13 protein-coding genes and 3 pseudogenes are annotated in these 18,061 nt (G+C 67.8%); 7 read left to right on the top strand and 9 right to left on the bottom strand.

From position 1 onward, the window contains the following. Positions 1-45 precede the first annotated feature (45 nt). The 4 genes from ACK1X7_RS11020 (at position 46) to ACK1X7_RS11005 (ending at position 6,133) form a co-directional block, all read left to right on the top strand. Complete coding sequence (locus ACK1X7_RS11020; protein ID WP_385155529.1) at positions 46-1,611, top strand: acyl--CoA ligase family protein; 1,566 nt, start codon at positions 46-48, stop codon at positions 1,609-1,611. Positions 1,612-1,773: 162 nt separating this feature from the next. Beyond that, on the top strand, positions 1,774-2,376 hold the full coding sequence (locus tag ACK1X7_RS11015; protein WP_385155526.1) for an NUDIX domain-containing protein: 603 nt from the start codon (positions 1,774-1,776) through the stop codon (positions 2,374-2,376). A gap of 125 nt (positions 2,377-2,501) precedes the next feature. Next, positions 2,502-4,844 carry a transketolase-like TK C-terminal-containing protein gene (locus ACK1X7_RS11010; RefSeq protein ID WP_390795652.1) on the top strand — a complete coding sequence of 781 codons (2,343 nt, stop codon included), beginning with the start codon at positions 2,502-2,504 and terminating at the stop codon, positions 4,842-4,844. Between the two features lie 626 nt (positions 4,845-5,470). After that, positions 5,471-6,133 (top strand): adenylate kinase, encoded by a 663-nt coding sequence (locus ACK1X7_RS11005; protein WP_385157706.1) that lies wholly within the window; start codon positions 5,471-5,473, stop codon positions 6,131-6,133. Between the two features lie 123 nt (positions 6,134-6,256). On the opposite strand, the pseudogene ACK1X7_RS11000 reads toward ACK1X7_RS11005, so the two are convergent. The 3 genes and pseudogenes from ACK1X7_RS11000 to ACK1X7_RS10990 form a co-directional block, all read right to left on the bottom strand. Next, a pseudogene (locus ACK1X7_RS11000) lies at positions 6,257-6,718 on the bottom strand (acyl-CoA dehydrogenase family protein); the annotation flags it as partial. 435 nt (positions 6,719-7,153) lie between these two features. Next, complete coding sequence (locus ACK1X7_RS10995) at positions 7,154-8,326, bottom strand: 4-hydroxybenzoate 3-monooxygenase (RefSeq protein ID WP_385157703.1); 1,173 nt, start codon at positions 8,324-8,326, stop codon at positions 7,154-7,156. 192 nt (positions 8,327-8,518) lie between these two features. Beyond that, positions 8,519-9,310, bottom strand: coding sequence for a helix-turn-helix transcriptional regulator (locus ACK1X7_RS10990; RefSeq protein WP_413115026.1), 792 nt, complete (start codon positions 9,308-9,310; stop codon positions 8,519-8,521). 398 nt (positions 9,311-9,708) lie between these two features. Here ACK1X7_RS10990 and ACK1X7_RS10985 point away from each other — a divergent pair. Further along, a pseudogene (locus ACK1X7_RS10985) lies at positions 9,709-10,003 on the top strand (transposase); the annotation flags it as partial. Between the two features lie 53 nt (positions 10,004-10,056). Continuing rightward, complete coding sequence (locus ACK1X7_RS10980) at positions 10,057-10,350, top strand: VOC family protein (protein ID WP_390795650.1); 294 nt, start codon at positions 10,057-10,059, stop codon at positions 10,348-10,350. 184 nt (positions 10,351-10,534) lie between these two features. Here the strand turns inward: ACK1X7_RS10980 and ACK1X7_RS10975 are convergent, their stop codons facing one another. Both ACK1X7_RS10975 and ACK1X7_RS10970 read right to left on the bottom strand, forming a co-directional pair. Continuing rightward, entirely contained in the window at positions 10,535-11,809 is a 1,275-nt protein-coding gene (locus tag ACK1X7_RS10975; protein WP_385158111.1) for an MFS transporter, read from the bottom strand. After that, complete coding sequence (locus ACK1X7_RS10970) at positions 11,806-12,498, bottom strand: FadR/GntR family transcriptional regulator (RefSeq protein ID WP_390795649.1); 693 nt, start codon at positions 12,496-12,498, stop codon at positions 11,806-11,808. Before ACK1X7_RS10970 ends, ACK1X7_RS10975 begins: the two co-directional genes overlap by 4 nt. Positions 12,499-13,173: 675 nt before the next feature. Here ACK1X7_RS10970 and ACK1X7_RS10965 point away from each other — a divergent pair. Beyond that, a complete protein-coding gene (locus ACK1X7_RS10965) occupies positions 13,174-13,617 on the top strand; it encodes an ATP-binding protein (protein ID WP_413115025.1) in 444 nt (147 codons plus the stop codon). Positions 13,618-13,871: 254 nt separating this feature from the next. Here the strand turns inward: ACK1X7_RS10965 and ACK1X7_RS10960 are convergent, their stop codons facing one another. The 4 genes and pseudogenes from ACK1X7_RS10960 to ACK1X7_RS10945 form a co-directional block, all read right to left on the bottom strand. Further along, complete coding sequence (locus tag ACK1X7_RS10960) at positions 13,872-15,626, bottom strand: acetyl/propionyl/methylcrotonyl-CoA carboxylase subunit alpha (RefSeq protein ID WP_413116868.1); 1,755 nt, start codon at positions 15,624-15,626, stop codon at positions 13,872-13,874. Between the two features lie 53 nt (positions 15,627-15,679). Beyond that, a pseudogene (locus ACK1X7_RS10955) lies at positions 15,680-15,928 on the bottom strand (cobalamin-dependent protein); the annotation flags it as partial. Between the two features lie 111 nt (positions 15,929-16,039). After that, positions 16,040-16,249: an acyl-CoA carboxylase subunit epsilon gene (locus tag ACK1X7_RS10950; protein WP_390796180.1), complete on the bottom strand. Its 210-nt coding sequence runs from the start codon at positions 16,247-16,249 to the stop codon at positions 16,040-16,042. A 36-nt stretch (positions 16,250-16,285) separates the two neighbouring features. Continuing rightward, entirely contained in the window at positions 16,286-17,881 is a 1,596-nt protein-coding gene (locus ACK1X7_RS10945; protein WP_413115024.1) for an acyl-CoA carboxylase subunit beta, read from the bottom strand. Positions 17,882-18,061: the final 180 nt, after the last annotated feature.

Raw genomic sequence — 18,061 nt, 5'->3', positions numbered from 1 at the left:
CGTCCTCCAGATCACGATCGGCGTCCCGCCACACGGAGCGGTGCGATGACCCGCGACCCGGGGTCCTTGTCCTTCGAGCCGTTGACTCCGACGTCGTATCTGGATCGTGCGGCGGCGGCGCACGGAGATCGGGTCGCGGTGGTGGATGGGCGGTCCCGGTGGACCTACGCGGAGCTGCGTGATCGGTGTCAGCGGTTGGCGGGCGGGCTGGCCTCGTTGGCCGGAGGGCGTCCGGTGGCGGTGCTGGCGCCGAACACGCATGTGTCGCTGGAGGCGCACTACGGGGTGCCGTGGGCGGGGGTGCCGCTGGTCGCGGTGAACACCCGGCTGTCGGTGGGCGAGGTCGCCTACATCCTGGAGCACTCCAAGGCGTCCGTGCTGGTCCACGACCCGTCGTTCGACGCGTTGGTGGACGAGGCCCTCGCCCGGCTGGACGCCCCACCGCACCGGATCAGGGCGGGGCGGGAATACGAGGATCTGCTGGCCGCGGCGGAGCCGCTGCACCTGACCCCGGCCGACGAACGGGCGCTGCTGTCGATCAACTACACCTCGGGGACCACGGGCCGCCCGAAGGGCGTGATGTACCACCACCGGGGCGCGTTCCTCCAGGCCGTGGCGATGGTGGGGCACACCGGACTGACGCCGTCGAGCGTGCACCTGTGGACGCTGCCGATGTTCCACTGCAACGGATGGACGTTCCCGTGGGCGGTGACCGCGGCGGCTGGGACGCACGTCTGTCTGCCGAAGGCGGATCCGGTGGAGATCTGGCGACTGCTCCGGGAGGAGGGCGTCACGCACCTCAACGGGGCGCCGACGGTGCTGTCGATGATCGCCTACGCCCAGGAGGCCGCGCCACTGGACCGCACGGTGCGGATCGCCACCGGTGGGGCGCCGCCGTCGCCGGCGATCCTGCGGCGGACGGCGGAGCTGGGGTTCGAGGTCACGCACCTGTACGGGCTGACCGAGACTTACGGCCCAGCGATGCTGTGCGACTGGCGCCCGGAGTGGGACGACCGCGACGCCGCGGCACAAGCGCGGCTCAAGGCGCGCCAGGGCGTCGGGAACATGATCTCGTGCGTGCCGCGGGTGATCGCGGACGACGGCACGGACGTCCCCGCGGACGGTGTCACCACGGGGCAGATCGCGTTGCGCGGCAACAACCTCATGCTCGGCTACCTCGACGATCCGGAGGCCACCCAGGCAGCGGTGCCGGACGGATGGTTCCGGACCGGGGACATCGGCATCCTGCACCCCGACGGGTACGTGGAGCTGCGTGACCGCTCGAAGGACGTGATCATCTCGGGTGGGGAGAACATCGCGTCGGTCGAGGTGGAGCAGGCGATCATGGATCATCCGGCGGTACTGGAGGCGGCGGTGATCGCGGTGCCGGACGAGCGCTGGGGTGAGGTCCCCGCCGCCTATGTGAGCCTGCGGGAAGGCGCTACGGCCACCGAGGCGGAGATCATCGAGCATGTGCGGGGCAGGCTGGCCCGGTTCAAAGCGCCGAAGACGGTCACGTTCACCGAGTTGCCGAAGACCTCCACCGGGAAGATCCAGAAGTTCGTGTTGCGGGACAAGGCATGGGCCGGGAGCGAGAGCCGCATCCGGTGAACGACGCCGAACGGACCGGTGGCACGCGAGGTCGTCGGCAGGGAGTGCCATGCCGCGTGCTTCCACGCGGCAGGGCGTCCGGCGGGTGTTCGGGAACACCAAGAGCTCCTGCTCGCACGGGGACTTTTCCTTGGCCAGGCCGTCGCATGAAGGAGGCACCAGATGAAGAAGCGCGTCGGGTCCTCCCCGGGTGTCCGTACCGAAGGCGGTGGTCGCGGGGTGGTCTCCCGGGATTCACCAGGGGCCCAGGCCCCGAAGGAGCCCGGTCGCCCCGGGTCTCAGGGCCCGCGGCAGGTAGTCGCTGTCATCCTCATGTGGCGGGGGCGCATCGGGTTGTTCAAGCGCAGTGGATCTGTCCAGCATGATGCGGGCTTGTGGCACTGCATCACCGGATACCTGGACGCTGACAGCGACCCGGTACGGCAAGCCATCCAGGAGATCTGGGAGGAGACTCTGCTCCCCGCCCGCGCTCTGGAGCGGCTGGCTGCGGGCCCCACGCTGCGTCTGGCCGACCCTCGTGGCGGGCCGGACTGGACCGTGCACACTTTTTTGGCCTGCACCAGTCAACGCCGGCTCACTCTCAACTGGGAGCACAAGGCATACCGGTGGGTACGGCCCTGGAAGCTGTCACAGTTCGACGGGCAGGTCGCATGGCTGACAGATGTCCTGCGAGCAGTCGCCTCTCTGCCGTCGGCCAAGGCGTGTGGGTCGCGTCTTGAGGCCGGTGCGAACCGGCCCAGCGCCCCGGGCCGGCCGACCAGGTAGTCCGAATCCGGGCAGAACGCTCGATCTATAAGAAACATCTTGTGTAGCCGCAGAGATACCCGTCTTCTGGCGGAGCATAACGCGAAATTCCTCAGGCATGGTGCCGAAAGCGGAGGTGGTCTGTGATGAACGCGGAACTGAGGTCGGCCGGCGGCAACGGCGGTCCTGCCCAGGCGGAGGAGCTTGCCGCGCTGGAGTCGGTCGAACAGCGGGTGCTGTGGCTCTCCACCGCGATCATCGACCACGCCAACCGGGTGCGGCCGAACCCTTCGGGGCTGAAGGTGGGCGGTCACCAGGCATCCAGTGCCTCGATGACCTCGATCATGACGGCGCTGTGGTTTCATGCGCTGACTGCCGAGGACCGGGTGTCGGTCAAGCCTCACGCCTCGCCGGTGTTGCATGCGATCAACTACTTGCTGGACGAGTTGGACGAGTCCTATCTGACCACGCTGCGTGCCTTCGGCGGTCTGCAGAGCTACCCCAGTCGTTCCAAGGACCCCGACCCGGTCGACTACTCCACCGGTTCGGTCGGTATCGGCGCCACCGCTCCCCTGTGGGGCGCTCTCGCCCGGCGCTACGTGGAGGGGCGCTTCGGTGGCGCCGGGAGGGGGCGCCAGTACTCCCTGCTCGGCGACGCCGAGCTGGACGAAGGCGCGATCTGGGAAGCCATCCAGGATCCGACGGTGCCGGGTCTGGGCGAAGTGGTGTGGGTCGTCGACCTCAACCGGCAGTCTCTCGACCGAGTCATCCCCGGCATCGCCGCGGACAAGCTGCAGGGCATGTTCGCCGCGGCCGGCTGGCAGGTGATCTCCCTCAAGTACGGGCGTCTCCTGCAGGAGTTGTTCACCCGGCCCGGCGGAGAGGCCCTGCGCGCTCGTATCGATGCCATGGGCAACCCCGAATACCAGCGCCTGCTGCGCTGCTCCGCCGACGAGCTGCGCGAGCGCTTGCCCGGCACCGGCTCGACCGCCGGGCCGATCGCCGGCCTCATCGCCCCCCTGGACGACGCCTCGCTCCTGGCGGCGCTGCGCAACCTGGGCGGCCACGACATCGGCGCGCTGTCGGATGCGTTCGCCGGTGTCGACGACACCCGCCCGACCGTGATCTTCGCCTACACGGTCAAGGGCTACGGGCTCCCCACCGAGGGTCACCCGCAAAACCACTCCTCGCTCCTGACGGCCGACCAGATGAGTGCACTGGCCGACCGCCTGGGAACCGATCTCGACCACCCGTGGACGCGTTTCGGTGAGGGTTCGGCGGAAGCGGCCCTGTGCGCGGCGGCCGCCCAGCGGCTGCGCCGCCCCGAACAGGCGCCCCAAGAGCCCCCTGCGGTCCCCGCCGACCTAGCGCGCCCGGCCCCTTCCGGCATCGGGAACACTCAGCAGGCTCTCGGCCGCGTCCTGCTGGATCTCACCCGGCGGGCGCCGGAGGCGGCCGCCCGGATCGTCACCGTCAGCCCGGACGTCAGCTCCTCCACCAACCTGGGCGGCTGGCTCAACAAGGTGGGCGTGTGGTCGCCCACCGAGCGCACCGACTGGTTCGCCGACGACGCCGAGACCATCCTGCACTGGCGCGAGCAGCCGGCCGGTCAGCACGTGGAGCTGGGCATCGCGGAGACCAACCTGGTCGGTCTCCTCGGCGAGCTGGGCGCCACCTGGAGCCGCTGGGGCCAGCCGCTGCTGCCGATCGGCGTCGTCTACGATCCCTTCGTCAACCGGGCACTGGAGCCTTGGTCGTTCGGCATCTATGCCGGTGGCCAGTCGATCCTGGTCGGCACCCCTTCCGGTGTCACCCTCGCCCCGGAAGGCGGTGCGCATCAGTCGATCACCACCCCCTCGCTGGGCATTGAACAGCCCGGCTGCGTCACCTATGAGCCGGCGTTCGCCATCGACACCGAATGGTGCCTGCTCGCCGCACTCGGCAACTTGGCCAGTCCAGGGGGCAGTTCGGCGTATCTGCGGCTGTCGACCCGACCCATCGACCAGTCGACAGCCGCCGTGCCCAGCGACCCGGCCGCTCGCGAACGCCGTCGCCGACAGGTGACCGCCGGGGCCTACCGGCTGCGGCAGCACGAGAAGCCCGTGGTGACACTCGCCGCGATGGGCGCTTTGGTCCCGGAGGCACTGGCCGCCGCCGACCGGCTCGCCGCCCTCGGGTATGGCGCCGACGTTGTGTGCGTGACCAGCCCGGACCTCCTCTTCCGTGCGCTCCAGGCCCGTCGCGGCCTGTCGGACGACCCGGCCTGGATCCTCGACCAGGTCTTCCCCCCAGGCCGGGCCACCCCGCTGGTCACCGTCCTGGACGGGCATCCCCACACCTTGGCTTTCCTGAGCACGATCCAGAACGTTCCCGTCAGCACCCTCGGCGTGACCCGGTTCGGCCAGTCCGGGGCGATCGAGGACGTCTACCGCTACCACCGCATCGACACAGACAGCATCGTCACCACCGCCCTCGACCTCATCGATTGAGCGAGAACTCGGCAGCCTCTGCGTGCAGGGGCCGGTACAAAAGAGCAAACCGCACTCACCGTGCGCGCCGGCCGCGTCCCACATCATCGACGTCGCCCCTCGACAACACCGTGCTGGGTCGCACCAGGAGTTGACTGCGGCAGCCACCATGCACAACCGTCCGCCGCGCCGTCCCCTCGCCGGGGATTCGCCTCTCATACCCCGTCCGGCGGCACGCCCCTGTCCTGCCGAAAAGACGTACCGCCGGACGGTCCCGGCGCAGCCGACCCGTACCACCACCCCATGGGGCAACAGCTCCCCATCCACTCCGTCCAGCGGCACGGCGCGGCACCCGCCCTGACAAGCCGCGCCGTGCCGCTGGACGGTCGCAACCAACCTGTCCGCCCTTCCCACGGCGAGCCGAGCAGACGCACCACCCAGACGATTGGACATGTGATGAAGGCTCTGAGCGGAATCGAACGAAAGTGGTCCGGGGCTCCGGCCGTTCCCCGACCAGCCGCACCGTCAGCCAGTCGTCCGCATCTGGCCGTGGGTGGCAGGATCGGCGAGGTCGTCTCCAAGCCGTCGGCAAGCGCCTCCGCCGCCGATGAGCTCCAGCAGCGCAAGGACGAAGGGTTCCTCCGCTGATGCGCATCATCCTCGTCGGGCCGCCGGGTGCTGGAAAGGGCACTCAGGCCACACGCCTGGCCGGGAAGCTGTCGATCCCGCACATCTCTACGGGCGATCTGTTCCGGGCCAACATCAGTCGGCAGACCGAGCTCGGGAAACTCGCGAAGGTCTCCATGGACGCCGGCAACCTCGTCCCCGACGAGCTCACCATCGCGATGGCGAAGGACCGCATGCAACAGCAGGATGCCGAGAACGGCTTCCTGCTCGACGGTTTCCCGCGCAACGTCTCGCAGGCCGAGGCGCTCGACGAGCTGCTGAAGACCGAGGCCATCAAGCTGGACGCGGTTCTTGACCTCGAAGTTCCCGAGGGAGAGGTCATCAAGCGCATCGCCGGCCGGCGCATCTGCCGCAGCCGGTCGGCACACGTGTTCCACGTGTCGTACAGCCCGCCGAAGAAGCAGGGCGTGTGCGACGTCTGCGGCGGTGAGCTCTACCAGCGCGACGACGACTCCGAGGAGACCGTCCGCAAGCGGCTCGAGGTCTACCACACGCAGACCGAGCCGATCATCGAGTACTACAAGACGCAGGGCCTTGCGGTCACGATCTCCTCCCTGGGCCCGGTGGACGAGGTCACGCGGCAGGCGCTGGAAGCCCTCGAGCACGAGGACGACGGCAAGTAGCCGCCAGCACGTCTTCCACCACCACAATGGCGACGGCGGGCGTATGACCAGAGCGGAGTGCCCTTTGACGTCCGAGGAGACCTGACCGGCAAGAACGTCGCAAAGCATCCATCGAGGGGAGGACCGGGTGTGGTCCAGCGTCTTCATCTTGGCGGCGAAGCCGGTGCCCTCCTCACCGATCACGCGGTCCGCGGGGATGCGGACGTTGTCCAGGTAGACCTCGTACGTCGGGGAGCCCTTGATGCCGAGCTTCTTCTCCGGGGCGCCGAAGGAGACGCCCTCGTCGGACTTCTCGACGACGAATGCGCTGATGTCCTTGGAGCGCTTGGTGGGGTCGGTGACGGCCATCACCGTGTAGTACTCGGAGACGCCCGCGTAGGTGATCCAGCGCTTGACGCCGTTGAGCACCCAGTGGTCGCCGTCGCGGACCGCCTTGGTCTTCATGCCGGCCACGTCGGAGCCGGCGTCCACGATCACGGTGGCGAGGGCGTCCGCGCACGCCCCGCCGTACTCCTCGGGCACGTGCACCGCGTGCAGGTCATTCGCGACGAGGGCCTCAAGGGCCTCCTCGTCCACCGCGGCGGCGTCTGAGACCCCTCCTCCGCACCTGGGGTGATACGGGGGAATCGCTCATCCTGGTCGGCAGAAGCAGCACGCCGATGTGGCAGATCGTCCAACGCATCGAAGATGCCCGGGTGGAAGCGCCTACCGATGGTCTCTAGGAGGGAACTGAGCTCCCTGGTATCTGATAATCAGTACCCTCCCAGGACGTGCTTCCTTCGAGTGCCTCGCCATCACGGACTGTCCGCATGGGTGACGATGGCTCGCTAGACGAGTTGTTCCGAATATCGGCGTGTCAGGTCATACACGTCATGCTCGAAGGGCGGCGTGAGCGTGCGATAGTTGGGCCGCTACTGTCGGGGTTATCTGAAGTTGGTTCAGGCACGTCTTGCGGGACATGGCGGAGCGTCATGCTCCGGGCTTCGTCATCTATGTGTGACAACCCGGTGCTTTGCCGACTTACGAGGCCGGATGAGGCGCCGCCAGCGGCTCCAGCATGGTTTCCAGGTTCTTCCGGGCGATCTGCTTGCGGAACTCCCCCTCGTAGTTGGGGTCACCGGAGTCGTGCATGGCCTGGGTCATCGAGACCGCGGAAGCCTGGCGCTCCCATGTGTGGTTCAGGCAGGCGTCGGAGTAGCCGGCGAGCAGGTATGAGTCGTTCTTCTCCACGTGCTGGATGATCCCGCGGGCGAGTACATCGGCGTCGTGGAGGGCGAGGCTCATGCCTTGCGCGCTCATCGGAGAGATGAGGTGGGCCGCGTCTCCGAGAAGGTAGAGCCGACCGTAGCTCATGGGGCTGAAGACCACCCCGCGCAGCGGCACGACCTGCTTGCTCGTGATCGGGCCCTTGGGGTCTACGGGGTCACCGAAACGTGCTTCCAGCTCGTTCCAGACGCGCTCGTCAGGCCACTGCTCGACGGTGTCGGTGAGCGGGCACTGCAGGTAGAGGCGACTGGCGTTCGGGCCGCGCGTGATCTGCGCGGCGAAGCCGCGTGAGTGCACGGCCAGCACCGCCAGGGGATCCGCCGGTGCTTCCGTCATCACGGTCAGCCAGGCGTAGCCGAACTCATGAGTGGAGCAAGTGAGGATGTCCTCGGGGATGGCCGTCCTGCTGACGCCACGGTAGCCGTCAGCTCCTGCGACGAAGTCGCACGTGACCGTCCGTGTCGAGCCGTTGGCGTCCCGGTAGCGAACCAGCGGCTGCTCGGTGTCGATGTCGTGCAGCGATATGTCCTGCGCCTCGAAGCGCAGGTCACCGCCATCGCGCAGGAAGACCCTGATCAGGTTGCGAACGAGGACCTGCTGCGGGCAGAACGCTCCGTCGACATCGTCCTCGTCGTCATCGCCCATCTTCCACTGCCGTTTCACTCCGTCTATCAGCAGCGGCATCCCCGAGTCGGAGTCGCCGTGGCTGTAGCCCTCCACAGCCTCGCCCACCCCCCACTCGTTCAGCACCCGCACGCCGCCGGCATCGAGAGCGCCCGCCCTCTGCCGCTGCTCCACGTATTCACGGCTGTGCTTTTCGAGGACGATGCACCCGACCCCCTTCTGCAGGAGGAAATTGCCAAGCGCGAGTCCAGCGACTCCGCCCCCTACGATCACGACGGTCGTGTCCTTGCCGGTGTCGGTCATGTCTTCGAGCTCCTTGCAGAAAGTGGGGCCGCACGTGCCAGAGCGTGAATGGCCCATGCCGTTCGGATGGCGCAGCGTCGTACTGACACCACTGTGGAACCCGCCCCTAGCTGCCGCCAACCGGTGAATGGACAGGCAATACCGAAAACCCGCCAAATAAGAGCTGCTTAGCGTGGGCCTCGGGCGAGGCTGCTACGGCGCTGCAGGGCTGTTGCGCAAGTCCGCCTGGTAGCTGCCCGGGGTCTGGCCGACGACGTCATTGAACGCGTCGATGAAGCTGGACGGGTTCGACCAGCCGCACGCCATCGCGGTATCGGTGACCGACATGCCGGACGTCAGGCAGGCCAGAGCGTGGTGGATACGCAAGACGGTGCGCCACCGGTGGAAGCTCATACCGAGCTCGGTGTGGAACAGCCGGCTCAGGGTGCGCTCGCTGGCCCCTGCGGCGCGTCCGAGATCCGCCAGGGTCGCGGGCCGGGCGGGATCGGTGTGCAGGAGGTCGGTGACGGCGCGCAGCCGGTCGTCCTTGGGTTCGGGCAGATGCAGGGACTGTTCAGGGGTGTCGGACAGCTCGTCGATGACTACGGCGAGCAGTCGCTGGTGGGCACCGGGACGCCGCTCGGGCCGGTCGCCAGTCAGGGCCAGTACGGCCTCGCGCAGCAGCGGGCTGACCGCGAACACGCTGGGACGTTCGCTGAGTTCGCCGCACAGTTCGACCGGAATCGTCAGCAGGCGCGCGTCAGTGCGGCCGTAGAAGCGGTGGGAGTGGGCGAAGCCGGGAGGTGTCCAGGTCACACGGTTTGCCGGGGCAACCCAGGTGCCTCGCTCCGTTGTTGTGGCCAGTGTTCCGGCTGCTGCGTAGACGAGCTGACCCGCCACGTGAGCGTGGGGGTCCAGCGAGTAGCCGTGCGGCATCCACCCAGCACCGCTGGGCACGTCCTGCGGCTCCGAGGGCCCCGATGAACGTTGGCGGCTTTTCAGCATCACGCGTCAGCTTACCGGTGGTGCGCGAGTCGGTGCAGGCCGGACAGTACTCGCATGAGCACCGAAACCCCGGCGCCGAGCGGAGGAGACCGACAGCGAGGGCACCCGCAGCCCAGCGCCCACATCAGCGGCGGATGCTGGCCCTCACCGTCCAGGCCAACGAACAGGTCAGCCGCACTTTCAGCGCGTCTCGCTGGGCGGCGGCGACGTCCAGTACCTGGAACAGTCCGGCTTCGACCAGTCCGGCCGCCTGTTCTTCGCCGATCCCGGCAACGAAACGACGTCGTCCTGCCGATGGCCAGCTCAGTCGTTGGTGTGGTTATGGGTGGGGACCTTGCTGATGTCAGGTTGTGGGCCGGGGAACTGAGGTTGGTGCACGAGCGGTTCATGCACCGGCTCTGATCGTCGATGACACCGGCTTCCTCAAGAAGGGCATCCGCTCGGCCGGCGTGCAAAGGCAGTACTCCGGCACCGCCGGACGCACCGAGAACAGCCAGATCGGTGTGTTCCTCGCTTACGCCGCCGACCGCGGACGCACGCTGATCGACCGCCGCTTGTATCTGCCTACGTCATGGACGGACGACGGGGAAAGGTGCCGGCGGGCCGGCATCGATGACAGCGTTCGTATTCGAGACGAAGGTGACCATGGCCAAGGCGATGATCAGGCGAGCGATCAGGGACAAGATCCCGTTCGGACCCCATCTGAGCTCGCCAGCTTCTACGAGAGCCTGCTGTCGCTGCCACGAGTGGAGGACTCGTCTGACTATGTGGTGCTCGCCAACACGACGGGCACGGAGACCGTGACCTTTCAGCGTGTCGGCGGCTTCCGGCCGCCCCAGTGGTCCGATCCCGATCGTCCGGCCCAGATGCATGTTGATGTGATGGTCGATGACCTGGATGTGGCAGAGGCGAAGGTACTCGATCTGGGAGCCACGTTGCTTGAAGGATCGGACAAGCCAATCAGCTACCGCGTGTACGCCGACTCAGTTGGACACCCCTTCTGCCTCATCACACGCGAAAGTCTGACGCCCAGCAAGTAGTAGCGGCGACCACGGGGCCTCCGGCCGCCGCACACGGGCCAGAGGCTGATTCTGAAACGAGCAGTTAGTCGCATCGGTCGCTGACGGGGGAGGAGGGTGCCTGCTGAGCTGCAGCTTTCCCGCAGCGGCTCAGGGAGGCTGACTCCGAGTCCTCTGCATCCGGTCCGATGCGTTCTGGACGGCGTTAGTCTGTTTCGTGGTCAGGCCGGGTGCGAACGTGGCGGTCGCGTCCAGCGCCATAACCGGCAGCGGCCATGACCAGGCTCAATGCGGTGAGGAGAAGGAGAGCACCAGTCCAGCTGCCGGTGGTGTCGTGGAGGACGCCCAGAAGAAGGGGTCCGGCTGCGGCGACGAGATAGCCGATGGACTGAGCCATCCCGGCCAGGGCTGTGGTCTCGCTGGGACCAGTGGCACGTTGGCTTTGGAAGCTCAGGGCGAGCACGAGACAGACACCGGCGCCCAACCCGAGAAGAGTGCACGCCGCGAGTGCGAGCGCTGGAAAGAGGAGCAGAAGCGCGAAGCCTGCGGCGACGATCGCTGAGCCCGCGGCCGCAGCGAAGCGCTGGTCGTGGCGGCCTCGAGTGATCAAAGGCAGCAACATGCTCGTGACCAGTGCGACGAGCTGGTAGTAGAACAGCATCCAGCCGGCGGCTGTGGTGCTCGTGCCCTGCTGACTGAGGATGCTGGGCAGCCAAGCGACGGCGGTGTAGAAGGCAAGGGATTGCAGGCCCATGAAGAAGGACACCTGCCACGCCAGCCAGGATCGCCATGGGGTTCGAGCGTGTGTCCCATGAGACCGCACGCTGCCGTCCGGCCGGGACCCGCGTAGCCGAGGCAGCCACACGGCGAGAGCGGCGACGGCGACGACTACTCCCCAGGCCAGGGCGGAATGCCAGGTTCCGGGTAGGGTCTCGGCAAGCGGGACGGAGATGCCGGACGACAGAGCAGCGACTACTCCCATAGCGGTGACGTAGAGAGCGCTGACGGTATGAACCCGCGAGCCGGGCACGTGGGTGCGAATCACCGTAGGCAGCAGGACGTTGCCAACTGCGATCGCCACCGAGAGGATCACGGTTCCGACGAACAAACAGGCAAGCGAAGGCAAGGACCGGATCACGGTGCCCGCTGCCAGCACTGCGAGGGCGGCCACGAGGAGGCGGGTGGTGCCGACCCGGTGCGAGGTGCGCCCGACAAAGGGCGAAGTCACAGCAAACACAAACAGCGGCAGGGTGCTCAGTACGCCACCCTGTGACGCAGTCAACCCGGTGTCGTGCTCGATGGCCGGCAGCAGTGTGCCCACACCCGTCAAGGTCACGCGTAGGTTGGCCGCCACCAAAAGGATCGCGATCAAGAGGCCCGCCGAAAGGGTGGGCGTAGTAACCGGCGTCTTCGGGGTTGCGATCCGGTCGGCCTTCGTAGCCGCGGTGAGACCGGCCCGGGAGTTCATCGAGGTGGTCACTTCTGTCGTTCCGTTCCGGTCTCGGTGAGCTTCACGATCTCGGTGGCGCAGTAGCGTGCACCGACCTCGTCCTGGGCGGCGATCGCCTCAACGAGACGCCTGTGCAGAAGGCTGTGCTCCGCGGCCGTCGCGCTGGGCCAGAGTGTGCCGCCGATCTGTTCGGTGACCGCGGTGCTGAGGACGTCGTACACCTCGGTAAGAAGGGTGTTCCCGCTGGCACTCACCACAGCCTGGTGGAAGCGGGTATCGATCTCCGCGATGGCGGCCATCTCCGGTGAATCCGCTTTCGCCGCGGCCTCGTCGAGGAGGTGCCGCAGGTGATTCAGGTCGTCTTCGGTACGCCGCAACGCGGCCAAGCCCGAGGCGTACTCTTCCAGCACTGCGCGCAGTTCCAGCACGTCGCTCCACCTCGAGGTGTTGGCACGTCTCATCAGTACCGAGTGCATTTCGCTCGATGTCCGGACGTACGTCCCGTCACCCTTCCGAGCCTCCAGCAGGCCCAGATGCACCAGCGCGCCGAGCGCCTCGCGCACCGTCGTACGCCCGACACCGAGTTGCTCGACCAGATCATGTTCGGGCGGAATCCGCATCCCTACAGGCCATGCGCCGGATGTGATCTGCTCACGAAGGGTGTCCACCAGTTGCGCCGACAAGCTCGCGACGCGGCGCGGCGCACGAAGATCTTTCATAAGGCGACCCTAACACCGAATGTCTGACATCTGTACGTGATGTAGATCGCCACCCGCCTTGGTCCTCTCGTCGTGCATGGGCCCTGGACGCAGCGAATGCGTTGATCGCGGTGGCGCGGATGGGCGTCTTGACGACTCGGCCTAGGTGAGCAGCCGATAACATGCCGTTGCGTGTTCCGCGAGTAGGTCGGCTGCGGCGTTCAGAGAGGCGAAGCCCAGCTCAGGTGACATGCCATGTGGGTCGCCGAGCACTCCACGGGATGCGACTGCCTTGACGTCGACAGCGAATACGCGGGCCAGTGGTTCGTCGTCCATGGGCGTGGTCGCATCCTCCCCGGCACTTGATCAGCCGGTACGTCCTCCCTGGTTGTGCCGCTGGCTGGCAGCCGCGCGCATAGGTGGCAGACCGAAGCCTGATACCACGGCCACATTACTGTGCATTAACCTTTTTCCTTTTCGCTCACGTCTTGACTCCGCCGATATCAGGACATACGTTGAATGTGAATCATCCATAACGTTAGCTGTCGATAACAACGGTACGGACGTCACCGTCATGACCGAGGGGCCAACCCCGCCGGATCCCCGGTGGCCTGGCGCCGCCACACCGCGCCCGGGAGGTTCCTCTTCGGCCTCGTCGTCCCCAGCCCCACCGGGAGCACCCCCCAGGACAGCACCATGACTCACAACCTGCCCGTGAAGCTCAGCAGCAACCTTGAGACAGTCTCATCTGCTCGGACAGATGTGGTCTTCCCTCTGCCTCACATTCCAGAAGGTCTTGTCGCCGTCCGCCGACGCGCCGCCCGCGCTATGCAACAGTGGCGCATCCCCTCGGACCTTGCGGACGATGCGCTTCTGGTCGTCTCCGAACTGATCACCAATGCGGTCGTTCACGCCCTTCCCCCTGCGTCGCTGTGCTTGTCCCGGCAGGGTGGCCGGGCTGCGTGCGCTGTCCGCATCGAGGTCACTGACGCAGGCCCGGCGCCGCTGCGCCACCACGGCGGCAGCCCTCGGCAGCCCGAGGAGAGCGGCCGCGGGAGCGCCATCATCGCCGCATTGTCCGCCCGCTCCGGAACTACGACCTATCAAGGCGGGACCACTCGATGGGCGGAAATCCAATAGCGCACGCCCTGGCCAGGCCTCCGGCGTCCACCCCGCGCGGCAGCGTGCGGTCGCGCGGCAGACGTGTTCACCCTCGGCTGCTGGAGGCGGTCAAGGGGGAGCTCGCGAGCTCTGGCGGCACGTACTCGGAAGTCACAGATGTCTGGCGACGCGTTGTGGCCCCGCCGGGCGGTCGGCCAATCCTGCCGAGGACGGCGGAAACGCCAGTCAGTCCTGGGGCTTACCTCCGAGTGGAGCCACAGCGATCATTACTGTCAGTCCTTGATCTCGCAGATGACCGCGCCCGAGGTGATGGACGCGCCGACCTCGGCGGCCAGGCCCTTGACGGTGCCCGCGCGGTGGGCGTTGAGGGGCTGTTCCATCTTCATGGCCTCCAGGACGACGATGAGGTCGCCTTCGGCCACGGTGTCGCCCTCGCTCACGGCGACCTTGACGATGGTGCCCTGCATGGGGGAGGCCAGGGCGTCGCCGGAGGCGGCGGAGCCTGACTTCTTGACCGCCTTGCGCTTGGGCTTCTTGGTCCCCGCGGCCTCCCCGGGCGACACCGCCAGGCCGAGGACCGCCGGAAGCGAGATCTCCAGCCGCTTGCCGCCGACCTCGACCACGACGGTCTCACGGGCGGTGGGCTCGTCGGTCTCATCCATCCCGGTCGGCGCGAACGGGGCGATCGTGTTGTTGAACTCGGTCTCGATCCAGCGGGTGTGGATCGTGAACGGCTCGCTGGTGAACGCCGGGTCCACGACCACCGCCTGGTGGAAGGGGATCGCGGTGGCCATGCCCTCGACCTGGAACTCGGCCAGCGCGCGGGCGGCGCGCTGGAGGGCCTGGGTGCGGGTGGCGCCGGTGACGATCAGCTTGGCCAGCAGCGAGTCCCACGCCGGGCCGATGACGCTGCCGGACTCCACGCCCGCGTCCAGCCGGACACCGGGGCCGGCGGGCGGGACGAAGGAGGTCACCGTGCCGGGGGCGGGCAGGAAGTTGCGGCCCGGGTCCTCGCCGTTGATGCGGAACTCGAAGGAGTGGCCGCGCATCGGAGGATCGTCGTAGCCGATGGCCTCGCCGTCGGCGATGCGGAACATCTCGCGGACCAGGTCGATGCCGGTGACCTCTTCGGTGACCGGGTGCTCCACCTGGAGCCGGGTGTTGACCTCGAGGAACGAGATGGTGCCGTCGTTGCCGACGAGGAACTCCACCGTCCCCGCCCCCACATAGCCGGCTTCCTTGAGGATGGCTTTGGAGGCGGCGTAGAGCTGGTCGTTCTGTTCCTGGGTCAGGAACGGGGCCGGGGCCTCCTCGACCAGCTTCTGGTGGCGGCGCTGGAGGGAGCAGTCACGGGTGGAGACGACCACGACGTTGCCGTGGGTGTCGGCCAGGCACTGGGTCTCCACATGGCGGGGTTTGTCGAGGTAGCGCTCGACGAAGCACTCGCCGCGGCCGAACGCCGCGACGGCCTCGCGGACGGCGGAGTCGTAGAGCTCGGGGACTTCTTCCATGGTGCGGGCGACCTTGAGGCCGCGTCCGCCGCCGCCGAAGGCGGCCTTGATGGCGATCGGCAGGCCGTGCTGTTCGGCGAAGGCCACGACCTCGTCCGCCCCGGAGACCGGGTCGGGGGTGCCGGCGACCAGCGGGGCGCCGGCGCGCTGGGCGATATGGCGGGCGGCGACCTTGTCGCCCAGATCGCGGATGGCGTGCGGCGGGGGGCCGATCCAGGTCAGGCCCGCGTCGAGGACGGCCTGGGCGAATTCGGCGTTCTCGGAGAGGAATCCGTAGCCGGGGTGGACGGCGTCGGCGCCGGATTCGGCGGCCGCGGCAAGGACCTTGGCCTGGTCGAGATAGCTGGCCGCCGGGGTGTCACCGCCCAGCGCATAGGCTTCATCGGCCGCGCGCACATGACATGCGTCCCGGTCCGGATCGGCATAGACGGCTACGCTCGCGATCCCGGCATCCCGGCAGGCACGGGCAACACGGACAGCGATCTCGCCACGGTTGGCGATGAGCACCTTCGTCAGCATGTCGGCTCCAGGGTCCGGTTCGGGGCGGTGTCGAGTTGGTCGATGGTTTCGAGCGTCAGGTTGCCGCCGGAAAGTACGGAGAGACCCGGGAGTGCCGCATCCTCGGCGACGACAGTGGCGACGATCTGTTCCGGGGCCTGGTGCGGGCCGGTGTCGATGACCTCGTAGCCGGTGTCGCGCAGGCCCCGGGCGATGACGTTGGCGCCGCGGTCGTGGCCGTCAAGCCCGGGCTCGGCGATACGAGTGCCCGGCACCGGCGCGGCACCGGCACGAGCTGTCCGCTGTTGCGGAGTCTTCATGGTCTCTCCGTTCGAATAGTCAGCCGGGCGGGAGGGCCCCACCGGCCGTCGGGGCCAGGGACTACCCCGTGCTTGTGCGACGACGTCGCGGATGCGGGCCCCGTGGGTTCCTCAGCGTGGCCAGTAGGAGCCGCGCCACGCCGCCGGGCCCGGCTGGGGAGGGGCGCTGCATGAGATGTTGCGGGTTTTGACCGTCCACTCGTCCAGTCGCTGCGGCGTCGCAGGGACGGCTGAGGCCGCTGCGGCGCGGGCCTGGATCACCGCGAGCGCGGCGGCCAGCTCTTCGTGAGTGGGGTTGCCCCGTACGACCGTGAACACCATTGGCCGCCCTTTCCGAAGTCCGTGAGGTCAGTGGGGTCAGAGGGGGATGTTGCCGTGTTTCTTCGGGGGCAGCGACTCGCGCTTGTTCCGCAGGGTGCGCAGTCCGCGGATGATGTGGCGGCGGGTCTCGGAGGGCATGATCACAGCGTCGACGTAGCCTCGCTCGGCCGCGATATACGGATTCAGCAGGGTGTCCTCGTAGTCCGCGATCAGCTCGGTGCGGGTCGTCTCGGGGTCGTCGGAGGCGGCGATGGTGCGCCGGTGGAGGATGTTGACCGCGCCCTGGGCGCCCATGACCGCGATCTGGGCGGTCGGCCAGGCCAGGTTGAGGTCCGCGCCCAGATGCTTGGAGCCCATCACGTCGTACGCGCCGCCGAACGCCTTGCGGGTGATGACCGTGATCAGCGGGACGGTGGCCTCCGCGTAGGCGAAGATCAGCTTGGCGCCGCGCCGGATGATGCCGTTGTACTCCTGGTCGGTGCCGGGCAGGAAGCCGGGCACGTCCACGAAGGTCAGCACGGGCACGTTGAACGCGTCGCAGGTGCGCACGAAGCGTGCGGCCTTCTCGGAGGCGTCGATGTCCAGACAGCCGGCGAGCTGCATCGGCTGGTTGGCCACGATGCCCACCGGATGGCCCTCCACCCGGCCGAAGCCGGTGATGATGTTGGGCGCGAAGAGCGCCTGCGTCTCCAGGAACTCGTTGTCGTCCAGGACGTGCTCGATGGCCTTGTGCACGTCGTACGGCTGGTTCGCCGAGTCCGGGATGAGCGTGTCCATCTCCCGGTCCTCGTCCGAGACCTCCAGATCGGCCTCGTCGGCGAAGGCCGGGGGCTCGGAGAGGTTGTTGGAGGGGAGGTAGGACAGCAGGGTCTTGACGTATTCGATGCCGTCCTTCTCGTCCCCGGCCATGTAGTGGGCGACACCGGAGGTGGTGTTGTGCGTCCGGGCGCCGCCCAGCTCCTCGAAGCCGACGTCCTCACCGGTGACGGTCTTGATCACATCGGGGCCGGTGATGAACATATGCGAGGTCTGGTCGATCATCACCGTGAAGTCGGTGATCGCCGGGGAGTAGACCGCCCCGCCCGCGCACGGGCCCACGACCAGGCTGATCTGCGGGATCACTCCGGAGGCATGGGTGTTGCGGCGGAAGATCTCGCCGTACATGCCGAGCGAGACCACGCCCTCCTGGATGCGGGCGCCGCCGGAGTCGTTGATGCCGATGACCGGGCAGCCGGTCTTCAGCGCGAAGTCCATGACCTTGACGATCTTCTCGCCGAACACCTCCCCGAGCGCCCCGCCGAAGACCGTGAAGTCCTGGGAGAAGACGGCCACCGGGCGGCCGTCGACCGTGCCGTAGCCGGTGACGACCCCGTCGCCGTAGGGGCGGTTCTGCTCGATGCCGAAGTTGGTCGAGCGGTGCCGGGCGAACTCGTCGAGCTCGGTGAAGGACCCCTCGTCCAGGAGGAGGTCGATGCGCTCGCGCGCGGTCAGCTTGCCCTTGGCGTGCTGCTTCTCCACCGCGCGCGCGGACCCCGCATGGGTCGCCTCTTCGATACGGCGCTTCAGATCCGCGAGCTTCCCCGCGGTGGTGTGAATATCGATGTCGGCCGGCTGCGCGGGCTCGGTGCTCACTGCTTGGCTCCCTTCCGAGCGTTGGCGTTGGTGGCGTGCCAGGTGGTGAGCAAGAGCCCGGTTGCCGAGGCAGATGTGAATGAGTTTCCGAGCGGGAACGGCACTGCCATCCGCACCGGGGAACCCGGAATGGGGGTGTCCGGTTGGTGAGGCGGGGCCGTCAGACCGGCGCCTGGGGGC

Source organism: Streptomyces sp. CY-1 (assembly GCF_047218265.1).
In the GTDB taxonomy this organism is placed as follows: Bacteria; Actinomycetota; Actinomycetes; order Streptomycetales; family Streptomycetaceae; genus Streptomyces; species Streptomyces niphimycinicus.
The sequence above is the reverse complement of the archived record's forward strand: the minus strand, read 5'-3'. Positions and strand labels throughout refer to the sequence as shown.